This is a genomic window from Agrobacterium sp. M50-1 (assembly GCF_049843495.1).
GTDB classification, from domain to species: domain Bacteria; phylum Pseudomonadota; class Alphaproteobacteria; order Rhizobiales; family Rhizobiaceae; genus Agrobacterium; species Agrobacterium radiobacter.
In genome coordinates, this window is the sequence record NZ_JBBHZH010000007.1 from 187,901 (window position 1) to 212,811 (window position 24,911).

The following is a 24,911-nucleotide window of genomic DNA, read 5'->3' on the forward strand; positions in this document are numbered from 1 at the left end:
TCCGGCCCACGGTATGGCCCGAGCGCATCCATCGACGTGGGAGGATCCGTGACCAGCGCCTGAGCGTTGTCCAGGCTGCAGACAGCTTCTGTAGCGTTGCGGCTCGCAGGCGCACCGGATCGGTTGCGGATGCCGGGCTCCCGCACGCTGCTACGGGCCGTTCATCCGCCAGATCGGCGGGGCAGCGTCATGCGCCGTATTGCTCATCCGTCACATGTTCCAGCCAGTCCACCACCTTGCCGTCCTTGACCTCCTGAAGCGCAATATGGGTCATCGCCACATCTCGCGCGGCGCCGTGCCAGTGTCGTTCACCCGGTGCAAACCAGACGATATCGCCGGGGCGGATTTCCTCCACCGGCCCACCCTCACGCTGTGCGCGGCCTAGGCCGGATACCACGATCAGGGTCTGGCCAAGAGGATGGGTGTGCCAGGCGGTGCGGGCGCCGGGTTCGAAAGTCACCTGGGCACCCTGCACCCGTTCGGCATCGAAGGGGTTGAAGAGCGGATCGATACGTACCGAACCGGTGAACCAGGCATCCGGGCCTTTGCCCGATGCCCGTGTTCCCGCGCGCAATATTTCCATGATTGTTCTCCTGACTGGTCTTGGGCGGTGATTTGATGTGGGAATTCTCCGCTTGTCCACAGTCGAGTGAAAATCTGCCCGCCCGGAGACGCTCATATGCTTCTCGAAAACCCGATGATACGATCTTTTCGTGTGGTTATGCCGCTCTTCCATATGGGTTTTCGAACGCCGCCAGCCGTCTTTCAACTCCTTTCCACACGCCGCAATAAAAATCATTCTCGGGATTGACTCAATTATGAAACCGGTTACATTCGCCGATGTAAACGGTTTCATCAGTTGAAAATCGTGCTTGGAGGAGCAAATTTCATGTTTAGACATTTGATGGCTGCCGCCGCTATGGTGCTGGCGGCCGGCACGTCCGCGCACGCCCAGGAGCAGAGCTTCAAGATCGGCCTTTCCAATTCCTTCGTCGGCAGCGAATGGCGCACGCAGATGATCGAAGAGGCTCAGGCCGCCGCAAAAGCGTGGGGCGAAAAGGGCGTCAAGGTCGAAGTCGTCGTCCAGAGCGGCAATGTCGATGTGCAGGGGCAGATCGGTCATATCCGCAACTTCATGAACCAGGGCGTTGATGCGATCCTCATCAATCCCGGCAGCCCGACGGCCTTCGACCCGATCTTCGCGCAGGCCAAGGCGCGCAACATTCTCGTCATCGCAACCGACGCGGAAGTGTCTTCGAAGGATGCGATCTATGTCGGCATCGACCAGAAGGCATGGGCGGCCCAGTCCGCGCAATGGCTTGCGGATGCGCTGAAGGGGAAGGGAAGCGTCGTCGCCATCAATGGCATCGCCGGCAACCCGGCCAACGAAGCCCGCGTCGCCGGTTACCGCGAAGTGTTCAAGAAATATCCTGACATCAAGGTGCTGAACGAAGCCAATGCGAGCTGGGATCAGGCGCAGGGCCAGCAGGCCATGCAGAACCTGCTTGCAACCTATCCCGATATCAGCGGCGTCTGGGTGCAGGACGGCATGGCAGACGGCGCATGGCGCGCCATCGAAGCCGCCGGCAAGACCAAGGACATCGCTGCAACAGGTGAAATCCGCAAGGACTTCATGACCCGTTGGGAAAAGGAAAAGTTCAATTCCGGCGCTTCGGTCAATCCTCCCGGCGTCATGGCCAGCGCGCTCAACGTCGCGGTGTTGAAGCTGCAGGGTAAGGAATTCAAGGACGGCATTTTTGGTGGCACCTATGGCAACGCCATCTACATTCCGATCCCCTTTGTCAGCAACGACAACCTTGCCGACAACATCAAGGCTGCAGAAGGAAAGCCCGGATACTGGTCCGTCACGGCAACCGTGACGCCGGAACAGGCCGGCGAGTTCTTCAAGTAATATCCGTCTCGGGCCGGCGGCGAACGCCGGCCCGAACCAGAAATTCGAGTGCGGACCGGGCCTTGGCCATCCGCCTGTGACAAGCATAATTCGGGGACATGCGATGGCGAACGCTTTGGAAGCGGCCGGCATAACGAAGAATTTTGGCGCTGTGCGTGCGCTTTCGGACGGCAGGCTGACCGTGGGCCGCGGTGAAATTCACGCGCTCCTGGGCGCCAATGGCTGCGGCAAGAGCACGCTCTGCAAGATCGTTGCGGGCGCGGTGGCTCCGACCAGCGGCACAATCAGGTTCAACGGTGAGGACGTGCGCTTCAAAAGCCCGCGGGACGCCGAAAATGCCGGTGTCGCCCTGTTCTACCAGGAACTGAGCCTCATTCCGCAGCTTTCCGTTGCCGATAATATTTTCCTCGGGCGCGAGCCGAAACGCGGCGTCTTTGTTGACAGCAAGGCGCTGAAGGCCGAGGCGGCGAGACTGATCGCGCTGTTTGACGGTGTCGCCGGTGAAGGGCTGACGCCGGATGCGATCGTCGGCACGCTGCCGCCGGATCAGCGCCAGCTTGTCGAAATCCTCAAGGTATTCGCCCAGAATGCCAGCCTGATGATCATGGACGAGGCGACAGCGGCGCTCGATGGCCGCCAGTCGCAGCGCTTTTTCGAGATACTTCGGGCCAAGAAGGCCGACGGTGTCTCCACCATCATGATTTCCCACCGTCTCGATGAGGTCTTTGCCGTCTGCGACCGCATCACCGTGATGCGCAATGGCGCGACGATTTCCGAACTGGATACGGCAGCCACCAGCCGCGAGGCCGTCGTGCACGATATGGTCGGCGATGTCCGCGCAGCACCGGCTCGCCGGCAGGGGCGTGCCGCCGCAGTCCCCAGCCTCAAGGTAACGGATGTTGCGGGCGAGGGCGTTCGCGGCGTCAGTCTGGAAGCCTATCCGGGCGAAATCGTCGGTCTGGCCGGTTTGCAGGGGCAGGGCCAGTCAGCCTTGCTGAAGGGCCTCTTCGGCGCCAACCCGTTTGCAACGGGGCAAATCCGGTTCGAAGGTCGTGACATCACCATCGGCAAGCCTTCTCAGGCCGTTCATAGTGGTTTTGCTTATGTCTCGGGTGACCGCGGACGTGACGCGTCGCTTCAGGGCCGGTCGATCTTCGAAAATCTCGTCGCTGCCCTCATGGTGCGCGAAAAGATGCGGCTGATCCGGCCCGCGACGCTGAGACCGCGCGTGCAGAAGGTCGCGGATGACATGAAAACGAAATTTGCCGGCCTGGATATGCCGATCGGCACGCTTTCCGGTGGTAACCAGCAGAAGATCTTCATTTCCCGCTGGCTCGCCACCGCACCAAAATTGCTGCTGCTCGATGATCCGACCAAGGGCATTGATCTTGGTGCAAAGGCCGACCTCTTCGCGCTGATGCGGCAGCAGGCCGATGCCGGCGCGACCATTCTTCTCTATTCCTCGGAAGATGCGGAAATCCTCGAATATGCCGACCGCATTCTCGTCTTTAATGGCGGGCGCATCTCCGCGGAACTGACCGGAGCCGACATGACATCCGTAAACATGACCCGCGCCGCCTATGGAGACGCCGCATGAGCTCTTCCGGTTTTCTGCGCAGGCAACCCTGGATCATCACCCTCGTTGTTCTGGCCGTTCTCGTTGCCGTCAACACGTTTCTGCAGCCCTCCTTCGTTCAGCCTTCCGTGCTGCAATCGAACCTGACGACGTTTCTGCCGCTGATCCTGGTCGCCATCGGCCAGACCTATGTCATTCTGGCGGGAGATATCGATCTGTCGGTCGGCAGCATCGTTGCGCTCGCCAATGTCGTCACCGTCAGTGTCATCGCGGCGCTGGGTGGTACGACGGGCGCGGTCTTTGCCGGCATGGCGGCGGGTGCGGCTGTCGGGCTTCTCTGTGGACTGGTCAATGGCCTCTTCATCTCCGGCCTGCGTTTCCAGCCGATTGTTACCACCTTCGCGACGGGCATCATCTTCGCCGGGCTGGCGATCTGGGTGCTGCCGCAGGCGGGTCTTCCGGTGCCGGAAGCCTATTGGCAGACCTATTCCGGCAGCTTCATCGGCGTGCCCTTCGTGCTGTGGGTGCTCGTGGCCGGCATCGCCTTCACGCTGATCGTATCGCGCATTCCGTTTCACACGCATCTCCTGGCGGTCGGCGGCAATCGCACCGGAGCCTTCCAGACGGGCCTGCGCCTTTCCGGCATCCGCATTGGCGCCTACATGATCTCCGGGCTGTTTTCGGCGCTGGCGGCGCTCTGCCTCACCGGCGAGACGGCCTCGGGCGACCCGCTTCTTGGCGCAAGTCTGGCGCTTTCCTCCATCTCGGCGGTGGTGCTGGGCGGCACGGCGCTTTCCGGCGGCTTCGGCAGCTCGACCGGGTCGATTGCGGGCGCACTCGTGCTTGGCATGATCGGTAATGTGATTTTCTTTGCGGGCCTGCCCTTCGAGTACCAGACGCTGGTGCAGGGTTTGATCGTGCTGACGGCGCTGGCCGGCGGCGTTCTGGTGACGAGGCGTTGATATGACCAATCCCGGCTTGCAACTCAAAACCCTCCTCACCGATCCCCTGACCATTGCCATTGGCGCATCGGCCTTCCTGCTGCTTGTCGGGGAATTGCTCTCACCCGGCTTCGCACAGGGCTCGCAGATCGTGCGGCTGCTGACGATTGCCGCCATTCTCGGCATCGTCGCGGCGGGGCAGAACCTCGTCATCCTCGGCGGTCGCGAAGGCATCGATCTGTCCGTCGGTGCGATGATCTCGCTCGGCGCGGTCCTTGCCGGCAACATGATGAACGGCCAGAATGCGGGCATACCGCTCGCCATACTGGTTGCGGGTGGCGTTCCCTTCCTGATCGGCCTCATCAACGGCCTCGGTATCACCTTCGTGCGCATTCCGCCGCTGGTCATGACGCTCGGCATGACGGCGGTCATTCAGGGCGGTCTGGTGGTCTATTCGCAGGGCGTTCCATCAGGGGCGGCGGCGCCGCTGCTGGCGGGCTTCATCAACCGTCCGCTCATCTTCGGCATTCCCGGCGTGCTCTTCGTCTGGCTGGGCATTGCCGCTATCATGCTGTTCGTGCTCCGCCGCACGGCCTTCGGCTTTGCCATCTATGCCATCGGTTCGAATGAGAGAGCGGCGACGCTCACCGGATTGCCCGTCTCCCTGATCCGCACGCTGCTTTATGGCCTTTCCGGCCTGTTTGCCGGGCTGACCGGGGTTTGCGTCATCGGCTACACCGGCACGTCCTTCATTTCCGTCGGCGACCAATATGTGCTTCCGTCGATCATCGCCGTCGTCATCGGCGGCACCTCGCTTGCCGGCGGTGCGGGCGGATATGTCGGAACCATGGCCGGGGCAGTTGCGCTCACCATTCTGCAAAGCGTACTGATAACGCTCAACCTCGATGTATGGGCACGGCAGATCATATTCGGTGTCACGTTGCTAGCGCTGATGCTGCTTTATGGCCGCCAAAAGCAGTTGCGTGTGTGACAGATGAGCAAAGACCAAGGTTCGAATATCAGGGAAGTTGCAGCTCTCGCGGGCGTTTCGATCGCGACAGTATCGCGCGCGCTGCAGCAACCCGACAAGGTTCGCCCGGAAACCCGAAAGAAGGTTTTCGACGCCGTGCGGCAGGCGAACTTCGTTCCCAATGCGCAGGCGGCGAGCTTCCGCCGACAATCCAACAACACCGTCATCCTTCTCGTTCGCGATATCGGCAACCCGTTTTATCTCGAAATCTACAAGGGCGTGGAAGAGGCGGCAGGCGAAGCGGGTTTCAAGGTGCTGATGGGTGACGCCCGCAACGATGAACACCGCGTGGCGACCCATATCGACATGGTGCGGCAGAAACATGCCGACGGCCTTATCCTGATGACCGGCCAGTTCCCGTCCGAGCTTCTCGATCAGGGCGATGCGCTGCCGCCGATCGTCATCGCGTCGGAAACGGTGCCCGGCCTCGCGCTGCCGACCGTCAAGGTCGACAACCGCGCCGCTTCCATCAACGCCATGCGCCATCTCATAGAGGCGGGGCATGAACGGATCGTGCATCTGGCCGGCCCGGTCCCGGAAAGTCTCGCGCAGGAGCGTTTCGACGGTTACCGCGATGCACTTGGCGAGGCCGGTATCGCTTATGCCGACGAACTTGTTGTGACGGGCGATTACAGCATCGAGGCCGGCCGTCAGGCGATTGCAGGTCTTCTTGAAAATGGCATTGCCTTCACCGCGATCTTCGCATCGAGCGACCAGATGGCGATCGGTGCGATCAGCGAGCTGCGGGGCAGGGGCCTGTCGGTTCCGTCCGATGTCTCGGTCATCGGCTTCGACGACATCATCTTCGCCAATGCCTTCGAACCGCCGCTGACGACGGTGCGCCAGCCCCGGCAGGAAATGGGCCGCAGGGCCATGGCGCTGATGGTGGACCGGCTGAACGGCAAACGCACGGCCGAAACCATCGTGCTGGATACGGAACTGGTGGTGCGCGGCTCGGTCGCGCCCTGCCGCCCGCCGCACCGGTAGCGGCCAGCCGGAATTGTGAATGCAAGGAGTGTAAGGACATGAAGACGATCAAAGGCCCGGCGATTTTCCTCGCGCAATTTGTCGGGGACAAAGCCCCCTTCGACACGCTCGACAATCTCGGCCAATGGGCGGCTTCGCTGGGGTACAAGGGTATTCAGGTGCCGACCGATCCCAAGCTCTTCGATCTCGAGAAAGCCGCCGCCTCCAAGGGTTATTGCGACGATATCAAGGGCCGTCTGGCCGAGATCGGTGTCGAGATCACCGAGCTTTCGACCCATATTCAGGGCCAGCTTGTGGCCGTTCACCCCGCCTATGATGAAATGTTCGACGGTTTTGCACCGTCCGAACTGCGCGGCAACCCTGTGGCGCGGCAGGAATGGGCGGTCAACCAGCTGAAGTGTGCGGCGAAGGCGTCGCAGCATCTTGGCCTCAAAAGCCATGCGACTTTCTCCGGTGCGCTCGCATGGCCGTTCGTTTATCCGTGGCCGCAGCGTCCGGCTGGTCTTGTCGAAATGGCCTTTGCCGAACTCGGCAAGCGCTGGACACCCATTCTCGATACATTCGAGGAGAATGGCGTCGATCTCTGCTATGAACTGCATCCGGGTGAGGATCTGCATGACGGCGTCACCTTCGAGCGTTTTCTTGACGCCACCGGCAATCATGCGCGCGCCAACATCCTCTACGATCCCTCGCATTTCGTACTGCAGGCGATGGATTATCTCGATTTCATCGACATTTACCACGAGCGTATCCGCGCCTTTCACGTCAAGGATGCCGAGTTCAATCCGACGGGCCGCTCGGGCGTCTATGGCGGTTATCAGAGCTGGGTCGACCGGCCGGGGCGTTTCCGCTCGCTGGGTGACGGGCATGTCGATTTCGGCGCGGTGTTTTCCAAGCTCACCCAATATGACTTCGACGGCTGGGCGGTGCTGGAATGGGAATGCGCGCTGAAACACCCGGAAGATGGCGCGCGTGAGGGCGTAGCCTTCATTGAAAACCATATCATCCGCGTGACCGAGCGGGCTTTCGACGATTTCGCCAAAAGCGGCGTCGATGATGCCGCCAACCGTCGCCTTCTCGGACTTTGAAAGGGATAGCCATGTCCTCCGCTACAAAAAAATTCGATAGCCGCCGTATCCGTCTCGGCATGGTCGGCGGTGGTCAGGGCGCCTTTATCGGCGCAGTGCACCGCATCGCCGCCCGGCTCGATGACCGTTACGAACTGGTGGCAGGCGCGCTTTCTTCCGATGCGGCGCGTGCTAGCGCGTCGGCAACGCTGCTCGGCATCGCGCCGGAGCGCTCCTATGCCTCGTTCGAGGAGATGGCGGCGGTTGAGGCCGGTCGTGAAGACGGAATCGAGGCGGTCGCCATCGTGACCCCCAACCACCTTCATTTCGCCCCGTCCAAGGCCTTTCTCGAGGCCGGGATTCACGTCATCTGCGACAAGCCGGTGACCGCGACACTGGAGGAGGCGAAGGAACTGGCCAAAATCGTCGGGGCATCCGACAGGCTGTTCATTCTGACGCATAATTACACCGGCTATGCCATGCTGCGGCAGATGCGGGAGATGATTGCCAGTGGCGACATCGGCAAGCTGCGTCACGTCCAGGCCGAATATGCGCAGGACTGGCTGACGCAAGCGGTTGAAAAGACCGGGGCGAAGGGCGCGGAATGGCGCACGGACCCCAGCCGCTCCGGCGCGGGCGGGGCAATCGGCGATATCGGCACGCACGCCTTTAACGCCGCCGCCTTCGTCACGGGCGAAATCCCCAGCAGCCTTTACGCGGATCTGACCTCCTTCGTGCCGGGCCGGCAGCTGGATGACAGCGCCAATATTCTCTTGCGTTACGAAAGCGGCGCCAAGGGCATGCTCTGGGCAAGCCAGATCGCGGTCGGTAATGAAAACGCGCTGTCGCTGCGGGTCTATGGCGACAAGGGCGGGCTGGAATGGCACCACCGGGTGCCGGATGAGCTGTGGTTCACACCTTACGGGGAGCCCAAGCGGCTGATCACCCGCAACGGTGCGGGCGCTGGAGCCGCCGCCAGCCGCGTCAGCCGCGTGCCGTCAGGGCACCCGGAAGGATATCTCGAGGGTTTTGCGACGATCTACCGCGAAGCCGCAGACGCAATCATCGCCAAGAGGGAGGGAAAAATAGCCGCCGGGGAGGTGATTTACCCCGGCATGGAGGACGGCCTTGCGGGTCTCGCATTCATCGATGCCGCCGTTCGCTCCAGCCAGACCTCGACCTGGGTCAAAATCGACATCTAGGTCGCAGCCTATCGGAGGAGACGACGCGGGGCAACGGAGGTTGTGCCCGGCACCGGCCCGGTCAAGGAGACCGGGAAGGGTGGGCGTGTCGTCACATTGATCAAACGGAAAGGGAGTTACGCGTTTGAAAACGTTCAAGTCAAAATTCGCAGGCATGGCAGTCGTTGTCGCATTGGCGGCCGGCATCACAAATCCGGTTTTTGCCGATGACAGCAAGACGCTGCCGATTGCGGCGCAGATGTACACCCTGCGCAATTCCGGAACGCTGGAAGAACAGCTTGCCATCCTCAACCGCGCTGGCGTTTCCGCCGTGGAAACGGTGGATATGCAGAAGGTCAGCCCCGGCGAGCTGAACACGCTTCTCGAAAAGCACAAGATCAAGGTCATTTCCTCGCATGTGCCGATCGACAAGCTGCGCGGTAATCTCGATGAGGTCATCACGGAGCAGAAGGCCGTCGGCAATCCTGTCGTGACCGTGCCTTTCCTGAAGCCGGAAGACCGCCCGAAGGATGCTGCAGGCTGGACCGCCTTCGGCAAGGAGCTCGGCGGATATGCGGACAAACTGTCTGCGGCAGGCCTCTCCATGGCCTATCACAACCACGATTTTGAAATGGTCAAGTTCGACGGCAAGACGGCGCTTGAACTGCTGCTCGATGCGGCAGGCCCGAAACTGCAGGCCGAAGTCGACGTCGCCTGGGTGGCGCGCAGCGGCAATGATCCGGCAGAGTTCCTCGGCACCTTGAAGGGCAAGGTTTTTGCCATCCACGCCAAGGACAATGCGCCTGCGGGAACGGCGGAAAACGAGCGCGGCTTCGCCACACTCGGCACCGGCACTCTCGACTGGAAGACGATCCTGCCGGCGGCAAAACAGGCCGGCGCAAAATGGTTCATCCTTGAGCACGACCTTCCGCTCGATGCCGAAGCGGTCGTGACCAAGGGCAACGCGTTCCTCAATGAACGCCTTCCGACCATTCAGTAAACACTGCCAGTAAAACCAGAACCGCTCCCCGGCGGCCGGTTCGCCGGGGCGCATGAGGTTCGACAGACGCATGACCAGTTTCCGCCGCGTTGCGACGGGAAGCGCTTTGCCCTGTCGTTTTTTCCAAGCTCACATCGGAGGAGTTATCATGGCAAACAATCATTATGATGCGATTGTTGTCGGTTCAGGCATCAGTGGAGGCTGGGCCGCAAAGGAACTCACGCAAAAGGGCCTGAAGGTCCTGATGCTGGAGCGCGGCCGCAACATCGAGCACATCACCGACTATCAGAATGCCGACAAGGAAGCCTGGGATTACCCCCATCGCAACCGCGCCACGCAGGAAATGAAGGCGAAATATCCCGTTCTCAGCCGCGATTACCTGCTGGAAGAGGCGACGCTCGGCATGTGGGCCGACGAGCAGGAAACGCCCTATGTCGAGGAAAAGCGCTTCGACTGGTTCCGCGGTTATCACGTCGGCGGCCGCTCGCTGCTCTGGGGACGCCAGACCTATCGCTGGTCGCAGACCGATTTCGAGGCCAATGCGAAAGAAGGCATCGCCGTCGACTGGCCGATCCGTTATGAGGATGTTTCCCCCTGGTATGACTATGTCGAGCGCTTCGCCGGTATTTCCGGCAGTCGCGAAGGGCTGGATATTCTCCCTGATGGCGAATTCCTGCCACCTATTCCGCTCAATTTCGTCGAGCAGGATGTGGCCAGCCGGCTGAAGAAAGAGTTCAAGGGCACGCGCCACCTCATCAATTCGCGCTGCGCCAACATCACCCAGGAACTTCCCGATCAGGAGCGCACACGCTGCCAGTTCCGCAACAAGTGTCGGCTGGGCTGTCCCTTCGGCGGCTATTTCAGCACGCAGGCATCGACCCTGCCTGCGGCGGTCGCCACCGGCAATCTCACTTTGCGGCCTTTTTCCATCGTCAAGGAAATCCTCTACGACAAGGACAAGAAGAAGGCTCGCGGCGTCGAGATCATCGATGCAGAAACCAACCTGACCTATGAATACACCGCCGACATCATCTTCCTCAACGCCTCGACGCTGAACTCGACATGGGTGCTGATGAATTCGGCCACCGATGTCTGGGAAGGCGGCCTCGGCAGCAGCTCCGGCGAACTCGGCCACAACGTGATGGACCACCATTTCCGCATGGGCGCGACCGGCCAGGTGGAAGGCTTCGAGGACTTCTACTTCAAGGGCCGCCGTCCGGCAGGTTTCTACATTCCGCGTTTCCGCAATACCGGCGACGACAAGCGTAAATATCTGCGCGGTTTCGGCTATCAGGGCTCGGCCAGCCGTTCGCGCTGGGAACGGGAAATCGCCGAGCTCAATATCGGAGCCGATTACAAGGAAGCGCTGACCGAGCCGGGCGGCTGGACCATCGGCATGACCGCTTTCGGCGAAATGCTGCCCTACCATGAGAACCGCGTGAAGCTCGATCATGAGAAGAAGGACAAATGGGGCCTGCCGGTCCTCTCCATGAATGTCGAGATGAAGCAGAACGAACTCGACATGCGCGAAGACATGGTCAATGACGCCGTCGAGATGTTCGAGGCGGTCGGCATCAAGAACGTCAAACCCTCCAGGGGCAACTATGCACCCGGCATGGGCATTCACGAAATGGGAACGGCCCGTATGGGGCGTGACCCGAAAACCTCCGTCCTCAACGGCAACAACCAGGTCTGGGATGCACAGAACGTCTTTGTGACTGATGGTGCCTGCATGACCTCGGCTTCCTGCGTCAACCCGTCTTTGACCTACATGGCGCTGACGGCGCGTGCCGCCGAATTTGCCGTTTCCGAACGCAAGAAGGGGAACCTGTGATGAACAGACGCGAACTGCTGAAACTGATAGCCATTGCCACCGGCCTTCCGCTGATCGGCGCGGATGTCCTGACGGCCGCGGAAAATGCTGCCAAGCCTGCCGGCGCTGGCCATGTCTTTACACCGGAGGAAATCCGCTTTCTGGACGAAGTGGCGGAGACCATCATTCCCCGCACTTCCACGCCCGGTGCGAAGGATGCTGAAGTGGGTGCCTTCATGGCCGTCTATGCGGCCGATTGCTACACCGAGGAGCAGCGGACGCTGTTCCTTTCGGCAATTTCCGACATCGAGAAGCGCAGTCAGGCCGAACACAAAAAGGCCTTTCTGGAACTGACGGCAGGAGAGCGGCAGGCGCTGCTTTCCGCGCTGGACAGGCAGGCCAAGGCTGAACAGACGCCGGCGAAGCCGCACGCCTTCACGCTGGTCAAGCAGCTGACGCTGCTCGGCTTCTTCACCTCGAAGATCGGCGCCACGGAAGTTCTCGTCTACGACGAAATCCCCGGTGGTTTCGAAGACCGCGTTCCCTACAAGAAGGGAACGCCTGCCTGGGGCACGACCTGAAGAGAGAACTGTTGGCCCGTCCGCATTTGCGCGCGGGCCGCATTCATACGGCAAGACAAGGATGACATGATGCGCAAGACACTCATCATCGCGGCGGCTATGCTGACCGCAAGCACCGTTCCCGCTCTTTCGGAGGGCGATGTTGCCAAGGGGGAGGCGGTTTTCAAGCGCTGTTCCGCCTGTCACGCCATAGGCGAGGGCGCAAAAAACAGGGTCGGCCCACAGCTTAACGGCATCATCGGCCGTGCGGCAGGCGGCGTGTCTGACTATACTTATTCGGCTGCGATGAAAAAAGCGGGCGAGGACGGCCTTGTCTGGACACCGGAAGAATTGCGGGATTTCCTGAGCGCGCCCAAGAAGAAAATACCCGGCAACAAGATGGCGCTGGCCGGCATCAGCAAGCCGGAAGATCTGGACAATCTCATCGCCTATATCGAAAGCGCGGCTTCGAAACCGGCTGAGTGAGAGCAGTGCAGCTACGCGGTAGAAGTAAAGCTTCTGGCGAAGGTCAGGCGCCTGCGCGTTACACTTGGCTCACTTCGCCTTCCGCCAGCTGGGCGAGGCCCGGCAGATTGCAGACCAGAAGCTTCTGCCGCCCGCCCTGCACCAGCCCCTTGCTCTCCCAACTGCTGAGGATGCGGGAAACGGTGTGCAGCGTCGTGCCGGTCATTTCGGCGATATCCTGACGCGAAATCGGAAAGTCGATGCGGATGCCGTCCAGCTCCTTGCGTCCCGCCTGCTGCGAAAGGCGCAGCACGGCATGGGCCACCCGGCGCTCCACTTCCTGCGTCGACATTTCGCGGATGCGCGTATGGGCTTCCTCGAGACGCTGGCCGATTGTCTGCATGGCTGAGACGGCAAGATGCGGGTTCTGCTCGACGAATTGCGGCCAGAGATCGGTTTGCCAGGACAGGATCACGCTTTCGGCAGCCGTCGTTGCGGTACCGGGATAATCGGCCCGCTGCAGCGCCCTTGCGAAACCGAAGAGATCGCCGGGGTGCACCACGCGCACGATGATCTGCTGACCGTCATGGGTCACTTGCGTTACCTTCAGGCGGCCGTGGATGAGCAGGAAGAAATGCGTGGCCGGCCGGCCCTGCTCGAAAATGGCTTCGCCCGCCGACACGAGCCGGGATGTGGCGTGGGTCAGCAGTCCGTCCAGCTCATCGTCGGCCATCTTGGCAAACAAGGCCAGCGACCGGATGACGCTTCGGTCAATCTTCACTTGAACCCTCTCCGGTGGTCGGCCGCCGCCACGGTTCCCGCCATGGGCACCCGGGTGTCGGCCTCTTCTGTATCTTCACAATACAGCACTATCACCGGTGGAAGAAGATCAAATGATATGAATCAACTAATTGTTTTAATTGATGATTATCAAGAAATCAGGGCGGCTGCGCGAAGCTTTTCGAGAAGCGGCGCATACCAGCGCGTATCCTTCACGAGCCGGAAACCGAGATTATCAGGCGGTACGCCGACGGCGCAGCCACCGCTTTTCGGGTTTTTGACGAAGGCGCTCATCGCCGCACGGTGTTTTCCCGAAGCGACGGGAATACCGCATGAGGCGACGGTATCCAGCATTTCGCCATCATTACCAAGCGTCACACGCCGGCTGCAGCTCGAGGTCCATTCCCAGACATTGCCGCCGAAATCGGCAAGGCCATATTCGTTTTCGCCGAAGCTGCCATAGGATTGCGGAACGGGATTGCCCGAGGCCTTGCGGCTGGTCTGCCGCTCATAATCCGCCAGCCAGCGCAAAGCGGGGTTTTCACTATCGGCAGCTACGCCAAGCGTCTCGTCCGGAAAAAGCGAGCCGGCGGCAAAGGCCAGTTCCGTATCGTTCGGTAGGCGCCAGGTGACGCCTGTCCGCTCGCTCAGCCATGCGGCGTAGGCGCGGGCGTCATCCTGGCTGATGCCGGTTGCCGGTATCTCGCCGTCGACCGGAGCGGCAAAGCCGGGTTCCGGCTGCTGGCAGCCGCCTTCGGCGACGCAGCGCGCATAATCCGCGCTCGACACCTGATATTTCGTGATTGTGAGGTTTTGCCGCATCGTTACGTCGACCATCGGTCCATCGACGGCATAACCATTGCGGAAATATTCGCCTTCCGCCCGGTAGGTGAAACTGCCAGCAGGTACGGTAACGACCTGCGGCTGGGTCATGGCCGTGCGCTGATCGGAGCTACCGTGGATGATCCCGGACTGGAAACCGATCACCGTCGCCAGCAGTGTGGCAAGCGAGAGCGGCAAAAGAAGCGAGACGGCATTTGGGAAATGGCTGTTGCCGGGAATGCCCATGGAAACCTGCCTGCGTTGCGGGAACGCCAAAGTTCGGGCCTGCCTTCAGGCCGCAGAGAGCAGAAAGAAAGCGCGCCGCACTCTGTTGGCGGCGGCGCGCTTCCGGGCGTTATATGCTCGACGGAGCGAGCACGGCCTGCATCAGGCTGTTGTTCCACTCACCAGTCACCTTGAAATGGGCGGCTGCACCCAGTTCGAAGGCTTCAATGAGGTTGTGGTTGACATAGGCGTAGATGCCGGGCTGCTCGAAGGTATAAAAGGCCGCGCCCGCCGTGCCGCCGGGAATGAACCAGGTTTCCTGGTCGAGATCCGGCGGGTTGCGGAATTTGCCCGTCGCCCAGACATAATCGCCGTGGCCGCCGATGAGGTGCGGGCGGGTGTCGCGGTTTGCCTGCGAATGGACGATTAGCACCTTTTCGCCAACGGCGGCCTGAAGGGCGTGTTCCCCCGTCAGGGCGCCGACTGCACCGTTGAAGACGATGTGGCTCGGCGTCAGCTTGCGCATCACCTCCAGCGTATCGGCCATGGCGTCGCCGGCGCTTTCATATTTCTTGAAATTGCCGTTCTCGTCGCGGGGAATGTAGAAGTCCTGCTCGCCGACATAATAGACCTTGTCATAAACAAGCTCCTTGCCGTGGCCATCCGTCAGGCCCTCGCGCGGCAGCACCATGATCGCGCCGTTCATGCCCGAGGTGACGTGCCACGGCACCATGCCGGGAGGTGCGCAGTGATAGACGAAAACGCCGGCCTTGGTGGCCTTGAAGCGCAGGATCGCCTTTTCACCGGGGTTGACGATGGTGAGCCCGCCGCCGCCGAGCGCGCCGGTGGCCGAGTGGAAATCGATATTGTGCTGCAGCTCGTTGGTGTCGGGGTTGATGAGGGTCAGTTCGACATAGTCGTCCTGATGCACCACCATCAGAGGCCCGGGAACCGAACCGTTGAAGGTCATGGCATGGACCTCGGTGCCCTTGTCGTCGAGGACCATTTTCTGTTCCTTGATCGTCAAGGTGAACTCGACGATCTTCGGTCCGCCTTCGGCTTTCTGCGTGTGGGCGTGCACGAAGGGCGGCTTGACGAGATCAACCTTTACGCGAGGTAGCGCTGCAATCTCCGCGCTCGTCAATGGCTTGGCTGCGGCCTTCTTTTCCTCTGCCGCGCTCGCTGCCGATGGCATGATGACGGGAGCTATAGCCCCTGCAAATGCTGCGCCTGCGAGAATATTACGCCGTGTGATGTGGAAGGTTTCCGTCATCATATTTCTCCTGTCCCTCTTAGGGCAGAGCATGTTTCGCTCTGTCAGAGCATTTGTAGCGGAGGGGCGGAAATACAATTTGAGATGGAGCAAACTGCGCGTCGGGCCACCTGCGACATTTTGGCAGGCGGTTACGGCTTCATGCGGAGGCGTCGCACCTCCTCTTTGCCTGTTCGCAAAGAAGCCGGACGGGCTTGGGTCTAGACATATGTCAAGACCAAGCAAGGAGCATTATAATGAGTGGCAGCGAAACCGTTCTCACCGAAGGGCGCAGCCGGCCAAAGGGCGGCATTCCAAGAGGGCTGGCGCGCACCGGCCCGGTTATCTTTTCTTATGGCTTTCGGCCATTTTTCCTCGGCGGCGCCATCTGGGCCATCGTGGCGATGGTGTTGTGGATCGCAGCCCTTTCCGGCCTTGTCGACATCGGCGGAGATTACGGTGCGCCGAACTGGCATGCCCATGAGATGCTGTTCGGTTTCGCTTCGGCGGTGCTGGCCGGCTTTCTACTGACGGCTGTGCCGAACTGGACCGGGCGGCTGCCCGTGTCGGGCAAACCGCTGGTCTGGCTGTTTGCGCTCTGGTGCGCGGGCCGGCTTTTGCTGCTTGTGCCGGATCAAGTGGGCGTGGTCACCGCTGCAGCCGTGGACGGGCTTTTCCTGCCGGCGCTTCTCACGATCTGCGCGCGCGAAGTCATTGCCGGGCGCAAATGGAAAGACCTCAAAGTGCTGGGCGGGCTGCTGGCGCTCTCCGCCGCCAATATCATTTTCCATGTGGCGGCGATTGGCGGCGATCACAGCCAGATGGCGACCCGCCTTGCGGTCTCGGCCTATACCGTCCTCGTCATCATCGTCGGTGGCCGCATCGTGCCGAGTTTCACCCGCAACTGGCTGAACCGTTTCGGCCGCACGGATTTCCCCGTGCCCTATAACGGCTTCGACACCGCCGCCATCCTCACCGGCATTGCGGCGCTGGCCGTCTGGACGATAGAGCCCGAGAGCATGGTGGCCGTGCCCACGGCGCTTCTGGCAGCTTTCATGCACGCCGTGCGTCTGATCCGCTGGCGCGGCTGGACGACCTGGCCTGAGCAGGTGCTGGTGGTGCTGCATGTGGCCTATGCCTTCATCCCCGCCGGTTTCATCGCCATTGCGCTGGCGGCTCTCGATGTCATGGATACGCGCTCCGTCCTGCATGTCTTCACCGTCGGCGTCATCGGCTGCATGATGCTTGCGGTCATGACGAGAGCAAGCCTTGGCCACACCGGACGCAAGCTTGCGGCCAGCAGGGTCACCATCGCAGCTTATGTATCTCTGATCGCCTGCGCGCTCTTGAGACCGGCAGCCGAGTTCTTCCCGGGCGCGATGATGCATCTTTACGCCTGCTCGGCGCTTCTCTGGATCGTCGGTTTCGGTCTCTTCTGCGTCGAATACGGGCCGATCCTGATGCGTGAGCGCAAACCGCTGAAAGCGTAGTCGGGTTCGTTGCTAAACCGCCAAAACGAAACGCCCCGGAAGCAATTTCCGGGGCGTTTCGTTATCGAGGATACCCGATGGTTTAATGTGCACCGGCCCCGGCGCGGATGAAGATGCGAAACGCCGTGCGCGCCTCGTCGAAATTGCCGGCCCATTGATGGCCCCGGGCCAGAAGCTCCGGGTAGAGGAAGGTCGGTTCCTGCGGCATCAGCACGAAGATCACGGCGCCCGGGGGAAGACGATCAAGTGCGGCAAGCGTACGGCTCGTCTGACCCCCGGTCGCCTCGTCGCTGAGATCGAGATAGGTGATGGGGTCGGGCCATATCTGCGGCTCCTCGGCGTTGCCCGCAAGCGCCGGTGAAACGGAAATCTGCTCGGCTTCACTGGATTGCGGCGTAAACAGTACTTCCCAGTCGCCGCCGCCGATTTCCCGGACCTGATGGTTAAAACCGCGCTCGGCCATCACCTTGAACAGCGGAACGGGCCGGAAGGTGGCCAATAATCGCAGCGCCTCACCCGGCGCAAGCCCGGCCACGGCTTCCATGATTGCCGGAAAGGGCTCGCCGCCGCTCTGCAAAAGCGGCCGGACATCGAGTTCCCTGATCATTTCCGTCATTGCTTCACCTCGTTAGTCGGCTGGCGGCGGCACGAGCCGTCCGCCAGAGGGCTTTTCACCATGCCGCAGGCGCTGGGGTCGATGCTCGGATCCGCAGCAGCATTCGCAGCCGGACATATCGTCCTCGGAGCCTTCGGCCTGTTCTTCCAGCCGGCCGATATCGAGACGCCAGACTTCAGGACCCTGTTCGAGATACTCCCAGCCGAATTCACCGGGGAAATTGGTGGCAAGCTGGTAAAGCAGCGGACGGGGATCATGATCGCTGGTGATCTGCAGCGATTGCCCTTGAGCCAATGCGCTAAGCGCGCCGAAAATGCGCGGATGGCGTTCGCGGTGCGGAATGATGCGCACATCGATATTGGTTGCAGTTTGGGCTTCGGACATAGGTTGGCTCCACGGCCGCGGATGAAACTATGTCCGGCGGTGCGGCCGGCCGGCGGACTGGAAAAACCTATCCGCCGTGTGGTTGGGAGACATTGTCGCCGCGCAAATAAACCTGAGATTCGTCAGGTCCGTTTGCGCGACAGGCTTCAGCCGGCAAGGCTGCGATAGATTGCCGGCAGCGCCGATGGCAGCTTCGCTATCCTGCTGACGATGGCATAGCCGTTCTGGCCGAACATGGCCGGAATATAGGATTGCGCCTTGCTGTCGACAGTCACCCCGAAGACGCTGACGCCCGAGCGCCTTGCCTCGGAAACGGCGCGGCGGCTGTCCTCGATGGCGAAGCGACCTTCATAATGATCGACATCATTCGGCTTGCCATCCGTCAGCAACAGAAGCAGCTTGCGGCGCTCCGGTCTTTCATGCAGCTTGGCGCTGGCATGGCGGATGGCGGGGCCGATGCGGGTGTAGAAGCCGGGCTTCAGCGCCGCAATGCGACGCTCGACAGCGTGGCCCATCGGCTCATCGAAATCCTTCACCGTCTCCACTCGCACCCAAGAGCGGCGGCGTGAGGTGAAGGTCAGGATCGAGTGGTTGTCGCCGCAGGCGGAAAGCCCGTGGGCAAGCACCAGCAGCGCTTCCTTCTCCACAGCAAGCACTCGGCGATTGTCGAACCAGGCGTCGGTCGACAGCGACACGTCGACGAGGATCGTCACAGCGAGATCATGCGCCTGCGGGCGGCTTGCAATATGAATGCGGTCGCTGCCCTGTCCGCCGGCGGCGATGTCGCTTCTGGCGCGCACCACCGCGTCAAGATCGAGATCGTTGCCGTCAAGCTGGGCTCGCAGCATTTCGTGACGTGGCCTGAGTACCTCGAACTGCCGCCTGACCCGGCGGATAAGGCTCCTGGTGTCCGGGTCGGGTTCCGGCGCCGTCTCAGCACCCTTCGCAGGGGAGGCGATGACCCGGCAATGGTCGGCGAGGTAGGTGCCACTGCGATAATCCCATTCCGGATAGGTCAGTTCCGCCGTCAGCGGCGTATGATCCAGCGCTTCGGGCGGCAGGTCGAGATCGAAGCGGAAGCGGGCGGAAGGCCGTCCCTTTCTTTCTCCCAACGTCATGTCGTCCAACTCGTCGGCCGCACTGCCGTCGGCATCGTCGCTGTCGTCACCGGGACGGTCGACATTGACCATCTCGGCCATGGCAAGGATTTTTTCGAAACGGTTGAGGATGAAGGGGCTTCGCTCGGTCTGCCGGTTCTCCGCCTTTTCTCGCACGGCGATATGGCGGGCCGCTTCCGCCCCCTGCGGCGCGGCGCTCGCCGCCGGCTGGTCTTCGCCCCGCCGCGCCTCGGAGGTTTCGCGCAGCAGCGTGTCCGGCCAGAGCGGAACCGGCAGCATGGGCAGGTAGCGCGGCGGCGCCTTGGCCGGGAAGCCGGCGGGCGGTGTATGGCCCTCGATCCCCGCCGCTTCCGCCAGCATGGAGAGCACCCGTTGTTCCACCTGCTGCTCGGCCTGCGGCAGCGGCCGCTTCTGGCGCACCGCGAGCAGGGCGGCGCAAAGCCGGCGATAACGGGTCTTCATTCCGGGGAAGGCATGGATGACGGCTTCCGCCAGTTCTGCGGCGCGGTCGAGCCGGACAAGATCGTTGCGCAGCGGGTCGGCGGCCACGACCGGTTGAAGCGGCATCAGCGCCATGGCGGCAGCGAGCCAGAGATAAAGATCGCGGTTGAGGCGGCGGTCGGGAAACAGATCGAGCACCGGCGGCAGCATCAGCGTGGCATGATCACGGCCGGGCTGGGCCAACTTTTCTTCGCCAAGGCCCATGCGTTGGCGAAGCCTCAGCCGGTGCGTGGAGGTGCGGGCGCGGGCCGGGGCGATCTGCACCGCATGTTCACCGCCAAAACCGCGGAAACAGATGGCCAGCACGGCCTGCATATCCTCCAGCTTCACGGCATGATCCGGAAAGCGCAGCCATGTGCCGGTTTCGCCGATCAGCCTGTGCCAGGCGCGGCCGACGGTTTCTTCCAGTTCCAGAAAGTCCAGCATGGTTTATCCTCATGGCATCGAGCCGGAATGCGCGGGCCTCGCCGCGCACTCCGAGATGGATATAAATGCGCCCTATCGGATGATCGCATCCGCGACTTCATGCAGCGCTGCCTTTACGTCAGGCTCGTCGGTCAGCGGCTCGATCATCGCCGCGCGCACGGCCTGCCGGGCGGGAAGGCCGGTATCGATGAGGCTGGCGCAATAGACGAGCAGGCGGGTGGAGACGCCTTCTTCCAGATCGTGACCCTTCAGGCCGCGCAGCCGGTGGGCGAGATCGACGAGCGGCTCGACATCGCGCGCATCCAGCCCGCTTTCATGCGAAACGACGGCAATCTCCTGCTCCTTCGGCAGGAAATCGAATTCGATGGCGACGAAACGCTGGCGGGTGCTGGGCTTCAGGCTTTTCAGAAGGTTCTGGTAGCCGGGATTGTAGGACACGACGAGCATGAAGCCGGAGGGCGCTTCCAGAACCTCGCCGGTGCGCTCCAGCGGCAGGATGCGGCGGTCGTCGGTAAGCGGATGCAGCACGACGGCCACATCCTTGCGCGCCTCGACGATCTCGTCGAGGTAACATATGCCGCCCTGGCGCACAGAGCGTGTCAGCGGGCCGTCCATCCACACGGTTTCACCGCCTTTCAGCAGATAACGGCCGGTCAGGTCGGCGGCGGCAAGGTCGTCGTGGCATGAAACTGTCGAAAGCGGCAGGCCGAGTTTCGCCGCCATATGGCTGACGAAACGGGTTTTGCCGCAGCCTGTCGGGCCTTTCAGCAGAAGCGGCAATTGCCGCACCCAGGCGCTTTCGAACAGCACGCATTCATTGCCGAGCGGCGTGTAGAAGGGGGCATCCGGCAGGGGCGGCGGCGTCGGGCGGAAGAGGGTGTTCATGGTCATCTCCATGTTTGATGGTAAGGAACCGGCTCTCCGGGGGAAAAGGAGAGCCGGTCCGTTTTCTCATTCGGCGGGCTGCACGAGGCGGGCAACGCCACCCTGTTTTTCTTTGCCCGGGACCAGGATTGCCCAGATGAACATGGCCGCCGAAATGAGAACCGCGAAACCCGAGCCGAGGCGGATCCAGTAGAAGATCGCCAGATGGTCCTGCACATCCATGAAGCTTTCGCCCATGACGCGCTGCAGCTGGATCTGCACCACGCCGGCAAAGGTCAGCGCGAAGGTCATCACCGACATGGCCGTGCACATCACCCAGAAGCTCGTCATCGAAAGCCACTGATTGTAAGGCGCGCGCTTTCGCATTTCCGGCACGGCATAGGCCATCATGGCGAGGTTCAGCATCACATAGGCGCCGAAGAAGGCGAGGTGCCCGTGGGCGGCGGTGAGCTGCGTGCCGTGGCTATAGTAATTCACCGACGACAGCGTGTGCAGGAAGCCCCAGACGCCGGCGCCGAAGAAGGCCATGACCGAGCAGCCGATCGACCAGAGCAATGCCGCGCGGTTCTCATGCTTGCGGCCGGCCTTCCAGGTCATGACGAAGGTGAAGATGACCATGGTGAAGAAGGGGGCCACTTCCAGCGTCGAGAAGAGCGAGCCGATCCATTGCCAGTAACCGGGCGCGCCGATCCAGTAATAGTGGTGTCCGGTGCCGAGGATGCCCGAGAAGAGGGCAAGGCCGACGATGACATAGAGCCATTTTTCCACCACTTCGCGGTCGATGCCGTTGAGCTTGATCATCAGGAAGGCGAGGATCGAGGCCATGATCAGTTCCCACACGCCTTCCACCCAAAGATGGATGACGTACCACCAGTACATCTTGTCGAGCGCCAGGTTCATGGGATTGTAGAAGGCGAAGAGGAAGAAGATAGCCAGACCCCAGAGACCGAAGAGCAGGATGTTGATAACAGTGGTCTTGCGGCCCTTCAGCGCCGTCATGGTGATGTTGAACAGGAACATCAGGACGACGAGGACGATGCCGACCTTGATGGCGAAGGGCTGCTCGAGGAATTCGCGGCCTTCATGGATGCGGAACATATATCCGACCACCGCAACGGCTGCGGCCACCAGAAAGATCCAGAACTGCGCGACGGCGAGTTTCGGGCTGTAAAGCTCCGTTTCCGTCTCTTCCGGCAACAGGTAGAAGGTCGAGCCCATGAAGCCCATCAGCAGCCACACCACAAGGGCGTTGGTGTGGATCATGCGCACGATGTTGAAGGGCAGAAGCTCGGAAAGCGTATTGGGCAGCACGTAGATCGTGGCGGCGACGACGCCGAACAGGATCTGCGCCACGAACAGCCCGATTGCGCCGTAAAAATACAGCATGGCGACTTTTTGTGTCTGGTATTTCATCTCGTCATTTCCTTGCCGTCCACCTCAACCCGCCTCGTTCGGCGGCCAGTTCTGCGTCTTGATCCGGCTCGTCCATTCGAGGAAGTCGACGAGATCATCGAGTTCCTGTTCGGTGAGATTGAACTGCGGCATCTGGCGTCGGCCCTCGATGCCGGTCGGCTGGGCGGCCATCCAGCCCTTGATGGAATCGCGCGCCGCTTGCTTGTCTTCCACGCCGCCATAGCGCTTCCAGACGTTGCCGAGTTCAGGCGCGAAATAGGCGCCTTCACCGAGCAGCGTGTGACAGTTGATGCAGGAATTTTTCTCCCACACATGCTTGCCGCGCGCGACGCTTTCCGTCAGCGTGCTTTCGTCCGTCGAGGTGGTGCGCATGTAATAATGGCTATGGGCGGTCAGCCCGACGAATATGACAAAGAAGAAGATGGAGCCGCCGTAAAAGACGTTTCGCGCTCCTGTTTTGGTCAGGCGTTCTGCCATGCCAATGGTCCTTTCCATCCGGAAGACCGCTTATGCGGACTGGCTTGATCGAACCCTCATGCCGGGATTTGCCAGCTGGCTGGCGGAATGCGGTGGGGCCTGAACCCTTTCTAGCCGTTGGCCGCGGGCGTTCTTTGCCTTTTGGCAAACAACGGGAGAGGTGGTGCCGCCGGGCTTTTCAGAGTTACAAAATGCCCTGGAGAAACGCCCGCAAAAGCGCGGCGGCGGCGAAGATGGCGGGCCATGCCAGAAGGGCGGCGCGCAGCGGGCCGCGCTCTTTCCGAAAGCCCAGAAAGTCGTCGATGACGCGTCTGGATTTCATGAGCGCGAAAAGCAGCATCAGGCAGGCGGCTGCGACCGGCGGCAGAAACGCCGCCTTCCACGATATGACGACGGCCGTGCCGGCGAGAACGAGAATGGCGAGTGCTGCGAAGCTTCTTGCAAGCTGGCGGGAGGTGCGATGGATCATGATGTCAAACCAGATAAACGACGGGAAAGATGACGATCCAGACCAGATCGATGACATGCCACAGCGTCGTCACCAGCGTGATGTTCTCGTTTTTCGGCCAGCAGGCCACGATGAACAGCAGGATTGCGACGAAGATGACATGCAGCAGATGGAAGCCGGTGAGCAGGAAATAAAGCTCAAAGAATGCGCCATAGGCGGGATCGGAGGCGAAGGCGATTTCGGTGGAATATTCATAGAGCTTCACACCAACGAAAGCGAAGCCCAGAAGGCCGGCAAGGACAAGCGCCCGCCTTTTGCCCGGCAGTGCGGTGTAGCGGCTGGCCGCAACGGCCGCCTGCCAGCCGCTTGCCAGCAATATCAGCGTATTGAGACCGGCAAGCTGCGGCTGCAGATGCTGGCGTGCGGCGGCAAATCCCTCGGGATTGAGTGCGAAGGCGATGATGAACGCCCCGATCAGCGCGCCGAAGGCGGCAAGTTCGCTCCAGACCAGAATCCACAGGAGCAGATTTCCGCTTTCCTCTTCCGTATTGATCGCCATGGCCTTGTCCGTAATTGTAAAACAGCAAGCCACGCTTAGGCGTCCTCAAACCCCGCTTCTTTGCGGTCGGTCAAAGAAGGGAGCGCGCAAAGTCCTATTGTCCTGACAAAGCGCAACTCTGGAAAATGGAGCTTCCCATGAACGACGCACAGGTCGGGCTGATTGTCGCAACCCCTGTTATCATTGGCTTTGCGGTACTGTTGTACCGTATGGGAGTATTACAGCGCATGGGCGCGGTTTCCGCCGTTCTTGCCTCCGTGGCGATTGCGTCGGTGCTGTTCCTGAACCAATGAGAAGACAGTCGCATGCTTGAACTTGTCGCCGCTCTTTCGCTTTTCGTGGCGCTGCATTCCATTCCCGCCGTGCCGGCCGTGCGCGGCCGGCTGATTGCGGCCATCGGCAGGCCCGCTTATTTCGGCGCCTATTCCGTCGTCTCGCTTCTGACGCTGGCCTGGGTTTTTTATGCCGCGTTGTCCGTCGATTATATTCCGCTCTGGGATGTCGCGCCCTGGCAGGCGCATGTCACGTTTCTGGCAGCACCGCTCGGCCTGTTTTTCGTGCTGGCAGGCCTCCTCAGCGTCAATCCGCTCTCCATTTCCGTACGGCAGGGGCAGGAGCCGGGGGCAATCGTGCGCATCACGCGGCACCCGGTGCTTGTCGGTTTTCTGTTCTGGTCGCTTGGCCATGTCGTGCCGAATGGCGACCTGCGCTCGGTCATCCTGTTCGGTGGCTTTGCGCTGTTTTCTCTCGGCGGAATGGCCATGACCGAAAAACGCGCGCGGAAAAGACTGGGCGATGCGTGGAGCGCGACGGCTGCCGGCAGCGCAACGGTTCCCTTCGCAGCAATCCTCTCCGGCAAAACGCGCCTCGCCGTGGACGGGCCGATGCTGCTTGCTGCGGCGCTGACGGCGTTGACGATCTGGTGGCTGCTTGCAGGGGGCCATGCTGCGCTCTTCGGAGCGGACCCTATGGCCTATCTCTGA

25 protein-coding genes and 1 pseudogene are annotated in these 24,911 nt (G+C 61.4%); 14 read left to right on the plus strand and 12 right to left on the minus strand.

All coding sequences use genetic code 11. The features are described 5' to 3' along the window. Positions 1-187 precede the first annotated feature (187 nt). Positions 188-583 (minus strand): (R)-mandelonitrile lyase, encoded by a 396-nt coding sequence (locus tag WDZ78_RS17740; RefSeq protein WP_425673761.1) that lies wholly within the window; start codon positions 581-583, stop codon positions 188-190. A 306-nt stretch (positions 584-889) separates the two neighbouring features. On the opposite strand from WDZ78_RS17740, the gene WDZ78_RS17745 reads away from it, so the two are divergent. The 11 genes from WDZ78_RS17745 to WDZ78_RS17795 all read left to right on the plus strand — a co-directional run bounded on the left by WDZ78_RS17745 (position 890) and on the right by WDZ78_RS17795 (position 12,553). After that, positions 890-1,912, plus strand: a complete 1,023-nt coding sequence (locus WDZ78_RS17745; RefSeq protein WP_425673762.1) for a substrate-binding domain-containing protein — start codon at positions 890-892, stop codon at positions 1,910-1,912. A gap of 103 nt (positions 1,913-2,015) precedes the next feature. After that, positions 2,016-3,509 carry a sugar ABC transporter ATP-binding protein gene (locus WDZ78_RS17750; protein ID WP_425673763.1) on the plus strand — a complete coding sequence of 498 codons (1,494 nt, stop codon included), beginning with the start codon at positions 2,016-2,018 and terminating at the stop codon, positions 3,507-3,509. Beyond that, a complete protein-coding gene (locus WDZ78_RS17755; protein WP_425673764.1) occupies positions 3,506-4,450 on the plus strand; it encodes an ABC transporter permease in 945 nt (314 codons plus the stop codon). Before WDZ78_RS17750 ends, WDZ78_RS17755 begins: the two co-directional genes overlap by 4 nt. A gap of 1 nt (position 4,451) precedes the next feature. Continuing rightward, positions 4,452-5,420 (plus strand): ABC transporter permease, encoded by a 969-nt coding sequence (locus WDZ78_RS17760; RefSeq protein ID WP_174054780.1) that lies wholly within the window; start codon positions 4,452-4,454, stop codon positions 5,418-5,420. Positions 5,421-5,423: 3 nt separating this feature from the next. Then, positions 5,424-6,446: a LacI family DNA-binding transcriptional regulator gene (locus tag WDZ78_RS17765; protein WP_425673765.1), complete on the plus strand. Its 1,023-nt coding sequence runs from the start codon at positions 5,424-5,426 to the stop codon at positions 6,444-6,446. Positions 6,447-6,484: 38 nt separating this feature from the next. Further along, positions 6,485-7,534 carry a sugar phosphate isomerase/epimerase family protein gene (locus WDZ78_RS17770; protein ID WP_020010298.1) on the plus strand — a complete coding sequence of 350 codons (1,050 nt, stop codon included), beginning with the start codon at positions 6,485-6,487 and terminating at the stop codon, positions 7,532-7,534. 11 nt (positions 7,535-7,545) lie between these two features. Continuing rightward, positions 7,546-8,715, plus strand: a complete 1,170-nt coding sequence (locus WDZ78_RS17775; protein WP_425673766.1) for a Gfo/Idh/MocA family protein — start codon at positions 7,546-7,548, stop codon at positions 8,713-8,715. A 124-nt stretch (positions 8,716-8,839) separates the two neighbouring features. Beyond that, complete coding sequence (locus WDZ78_RS17780; RefSeq protein WP_425673767.1) at positions 8,840-9,694, plus strand: sugar phosphate isomerase/epimerase family protein; 855 nt, start codon at positions 8,840-8,842, stop codon at positions 9,692-9,694. A gap of 148 nt (positions 9,695-9,842) precedes the next feature. Further along, positions 9,843-11,528 carry a GMC oxidoreductase gene (locus tag WDZ78_RS17785; protein ID WP_425673768.1) on the plus strand — a complete coding sequence of 562 codons (1,686 nt, stop codon included), beginning with the start codon at positions 9,843-9,845 and terminating at the stop codon, positions 11,526-11,528. After that, positions 11,528-12,088, plus strand: a complete 561-nt coding sequence (locus WDZ78_RS17790; protein WP_425673769.1) for a gluconate 2-dehydrogenase subunit 3 family protein — start codon at positions 11,528-11,530, stop codon at positions 12,086-12,088. Before WDZ78_RS17785 ends, WDZ78_RS17790 begins: the two co-directional genes overlap by 1 nt. 69 nt (positions 12,089-12,157) lie before the next feature. Beyond that, positions 12,158-12,553 (plus strand): c-type cytochrome, encoded by a 396-nt coding sequence (locus tag WDZ78_RS17795; RefSeq protein ID WP_425673821.1) that lies wholly within the window; start codon positions 12,158-12,160, stop codon positions 12,551-12,553. Between the two features lie 58 nt (positions 12,554-12,611). On the opposite strand, the gene WDZ78_RS17800 is transcribed toward WDZ78_RS17795, so the two are convergent. From WDZ78_RS17800 to nirK, 3 genes are all read right to left on the minus strand, one after another. Beyond that, the gene (locus WDZ78_RS17800; protein ID WP_020010304.1) at positions 12,612-13,313 is read right to left on the minus strand and encodes a Crp/Fnr family transcriptional regulator; all 702 of its coding nucleotides are present in this window, start codon (positions 13,311-13,313) and stop codon (positions 12,612-12,614) included. Between the two features lie 149 nt (positions 13,314-13,462). Beyond that, positions 13,463-14,380, minus strand: a complete 918-nt coding sequence (locus WDZ78_RS17805; protein WP_425673770.1) for an SUMF1/EgtB/PvdO family nonheme iron enzyme — start codon at positions 14,378-14,380, stop codon at positions 13,463-13,465. Positions 14,381-14,489: 109 nt separating this feature from the next. Further along, on the minus strand, positions 14,490-15,632 hold the full coding sequence (gene nirK, locus WDZ78_RS17810) for a copper-containing nitrite reductase (RefSeq protein WP_425673822.1): 1,143 nt from the start codon (positions 15,630-15,632) through the stop codon (positions 14,490-14,492). 236 nt (positions 15,633-15,868) lie between these two features. On the opposite strand from nirK, the gene WDZ78_RS17815 reads away from it, so the two are divergent. Continuing rightward, a complete protein-coding gene (locus tag WDZ78_RS17815) occupies positions 15,869-17,101 on the plus strand; it encodes an NnrS family protein (RefSeq protein WP_425673771.1) in 1,233 nt (410 codons plus the stop codon). Between the two features lie 82 nt (positions 17,102-17,183). Here WDZ78_RS17815 and WDZ78_RS17820 read toward each other — a convergent pair whose 3' ends face one another. The 8 genes and pseudogenes from WDZ78_RS17820 to WDZ78_RS17855 all read right to left on the minus strand — a co-directional run bounded on the left by WDZ78_RS17820 (position 17,184) and on the right by WDZ78_RS17855 (position 23,928). Beyond that, the gene (locus tag WDZ78_RS17820) at positions 17,184-17,717 is read right to left on the minus strand and encodes a DUF2249 domain-containing protein (RefSeq protein WP_425673772.1); all 534 of its coding nucleotides are present in this window, start codon (positions 17,715-17,717) and stop codon (positions 17,184-17,186) included. Positions 17,718-17,798: 81 nt separating this feature from the next. Next, positions 17,799-18,101: pseudogene (locus WDZ78_RS17825) on the minus strand (DUF2249 domain-containing protein); the annotation flags it as partial. A gap of 146 nt (positions 18,102-18,247) precedes the next feature. Then, positions 18,248-20,146 carry a nitric oxide reductase activation protein NorD gene (locus WDZ78_RS17830; RefSeq protein WP_425673773.1) on the minus strand — a complete coding sequence of 633 codons (1,899 nt, stop codon included), beginning with the start codon at positions 20,144-20,146 and terminating at the stop codon, positions 18,248-18,250. Between the two features lie 72 nt (positions 20,147-20,218). Beyond that, on the minus strand, positions 20,219-21,031 hold the full coding sequence (locus WDZ78_RS17835) for a CbbQ/NirQ/NorQ/GpvN family protein (protein WP_031233464.1): 813 nt from the start codon (positions 21,029-21,031) through the stop codon (positions 20,219-20,221). A 66-nt stretch (positions 21,032-21,097) separates the two neighbouring features. Beyond that, positions 21,098-22,444 carry a cbb3-type cytochrome c oxidase subunit I gene (locus WDZ78_RS17840; RefSeq protein WP_425673774.1) on the minus strand — a complete coding sequence of 449 codons (1,347 nt, stop codon included), beginning with the start codon at positions 22,442-22,444 and terminating at the stop codon, positions 21,098-21,100. A gap of 24 nt (positions 22,445-22,468) precedes the next feature. Beyond that, on the minus strand, positions 22,469-22,921 hold the full coding sequence (locus tag WDZ78_RS17845; protein ID WP_003504650.1) for a c-type cytochrome: 453 nt from the start codon (positions 22,919-22,921) through the stop codon (positions 22,469-22,471). 184 nt (positions 22,922-23,105) lie between these two features. Continuing rightward, positions 23,106-23,390 (minus strand): hypothetical protein, encoded by a 285-nt coding sequence (locus WDZ78_RS17850; RefSeq protein ID WP_425673775.1) that lies wholly within the window; start codon positions 23,388-23,390, stop codon positions 23,106-23,108. 4 nt (positions 23,391-23,394) lie between these two features. Next, positions 23,395-23,928 carry a cytochrome c oxidase subunit 3 gene (locus WDZ78_RS17855; protein ID WP_020809037.1) on the minus strand — a complete coding sequence of 178 codons (534 nt, stop codon included), beginning with the start codon at positions 23,926-23,928 and terminating at the stop codon, positions 23,395-23,397. A gap of 137 nt (positions 23,929-24,065) precedes the next feature. Between WDZ78_RS17855 and WDZ78_RS17860 the strand changes: the two genes are divergently transcribed. After that, a complete protein-coding gene (locus WDZ78_RS17860) occupies positions 24,066-24,221 on the plus strand; it encodes a hypothetical protein (protein ID WP_003504656.1) in 156 nt (51 codons plus the stop codon). A gap of 12 nt (positions 24,222-24,233) precedes the next feature. Next, on the plus strand, positions 24,234-24,911 hold the full coding sequence (locus WDZ78_RS17865) for an NnrU family protein (RefSeq protein WP_425673776.1): 678 nt from the start codon (positions 24,234-24,236) through the stop codon (positions 24,909-24,911).

Coding starts and splice junctions, on each gene's coding strand:
- WDZ78_RS17740 (WP_425673761.1), bottom strand. CDS start 583: ATGGAAATATTGCGCGCGGGAACACGGGCATCGGGCAAAGGCCCGGAT.
- WDZ78_RS17745 (WP_425673762.1), top strand. CDS start 890: ATGTTTAGACATTTGATGGCTGCCGCCGCTATGGTGCTGGCGGCCGGC.
- WDZ78_RS17750 (WP_425673763.1), top strand. CDS start 2,016: ATGGCGAACGCTTTGGAAGCGGCCGGCATAACGAAGAATTTTGGCGCT.
- WDZ78_RS17755 (WP_425673764.1), top strand. CDS start 3,506: ATGAGCTCTTCCGGTTTTCTGCGCAGGCAACCCTGGATCATCACCCTC.
- WDZ78_RS17760 (WP_174054780.1), top strand. CDS start 4,452: ATGACCAATCCCGGCTTGCAACTCAAAACCCTCCTCACCGATCCCCTG.
- WDZ78_RS17765 (WP_425673765.1), top strand. CDS start 5,424: ATGAGCAAAGACCAAGGTTCGAATATCAGGGAAGTTGCAGCTCTCGCG.
- WDZ78_RS17770 (WP_020010298.1), top strand. CDS start 6,485: ATGAAGACGATCAAAGGCCCGGCGATTTTCCTCGCGCAATTTGTCGGG.
- WDZ78_RS17775 (WP_425673766.1), top strand. CDS start 7,546: ATGTCCTCCGCTACAAAAAAATTCGATAGCCGCCGTATCCGTCTCGGC.
- WDZ78_RS17785 (WP_425673768.1), top strand. CDS start 9,843: ATGGCAAACAATCATTATGATGCGATTGTTGTCGGTTCAGGCATCAGT.
- WDZ78_RS17790 (WP_425673769.1), top strand. CDS start 11,528: ATGAACAGACGCGAACTGCTGAAACTGATAGCCATTGCCACCGGCCTT.
- WDZ78_RS17795 (WP_425673821.1), top strand. CDS start 12,158: ATGCGCAAGACACTCATCATCGCGGCGGCTATGCTGACCGCAAGCACC.
- WDZ78_RS17805 (WP_425673770.1), bottom strand. CDS start 14,380: ATGGGCATTCCCGGCAACAGCCATTTCCCAAATGCCGTCTCGCTTCTT.
- nirK (WP_425673822.1), bottom strand. CDS start 15,632: ATGACGGAAACCTTCCACATCACACGGCGTAATATTCTCGCAGGCGCA.
- WDZ78_RS17815 (WP_425673771.1), top strand. CDS start 15,869: ATGAGTGGCAGCGAAACCGTTCTCACCGAAGGGCGCAGCCGGCCAAAG.
- WDZ78_RS17820 (WP_425673772.1), bottom strand. CDS start 17,717: ATGACGGAAATGATCAGGGAACTCGATGTCCGGCCGCTTTTGCAGAGC.
- WDZ78_RS17830 (WP_425673773.1), bottom strand. CDS start 20,146: ATGCTGGACTTTCTGGAACTGGAAGAAACCGTCGGCCGCGCCTGGCAC.
- WDZ78_RS17835 (WP_031233464.1), bottom strand. CDS start 21,031: ATGAACACCCTCTTCCGCCCGACGCCGCCGCCCCTGCCGGATGCCCCC.
- WDZ78_RS17840 (WP_425673774.1), bottom strand. CDS start 22,444: ATGAAATACCAGACACAAAAAGTCGCCATGCTGTATTTTTACGGCGCA.
- WDZ78_RS17845 (WP_003504650.1), bottom strand. CDS start 22,921: ATGGCAGAACGCCTGACCAAAACAGGAGCGCGAAACGTCTTTTACGGC.
- WDZ78_RS17850 (WP_425673775.1), bottom strand. CDS start 23,390: ATGATCCATCGCACCTCCCGCCAGCTTGCAAGAAGCTTCGCAGCACTC.
- WDZ78_RS17855 (WP_020809037.1), bottom strand. CDS start 23,928: ATGGCGATCAATACGGAAGAGGAAAGCGGAAATCTGCTCCTGTGGATT.
- WDZ78_RS17860 (WP_003504656.1), top strand. CDS start 24,066: ATGAACGACGCACAGGTCGGGCTGATTGTCGCAACCCCTGTTATCATT.
- WDZ78_RS17865 (WP_425673776.1), top strand. CDS start 24,234: ATGCTTGAACTTGTCGCCGCTCTTTCGCTTTTCGTGGCGCTGCATTCC.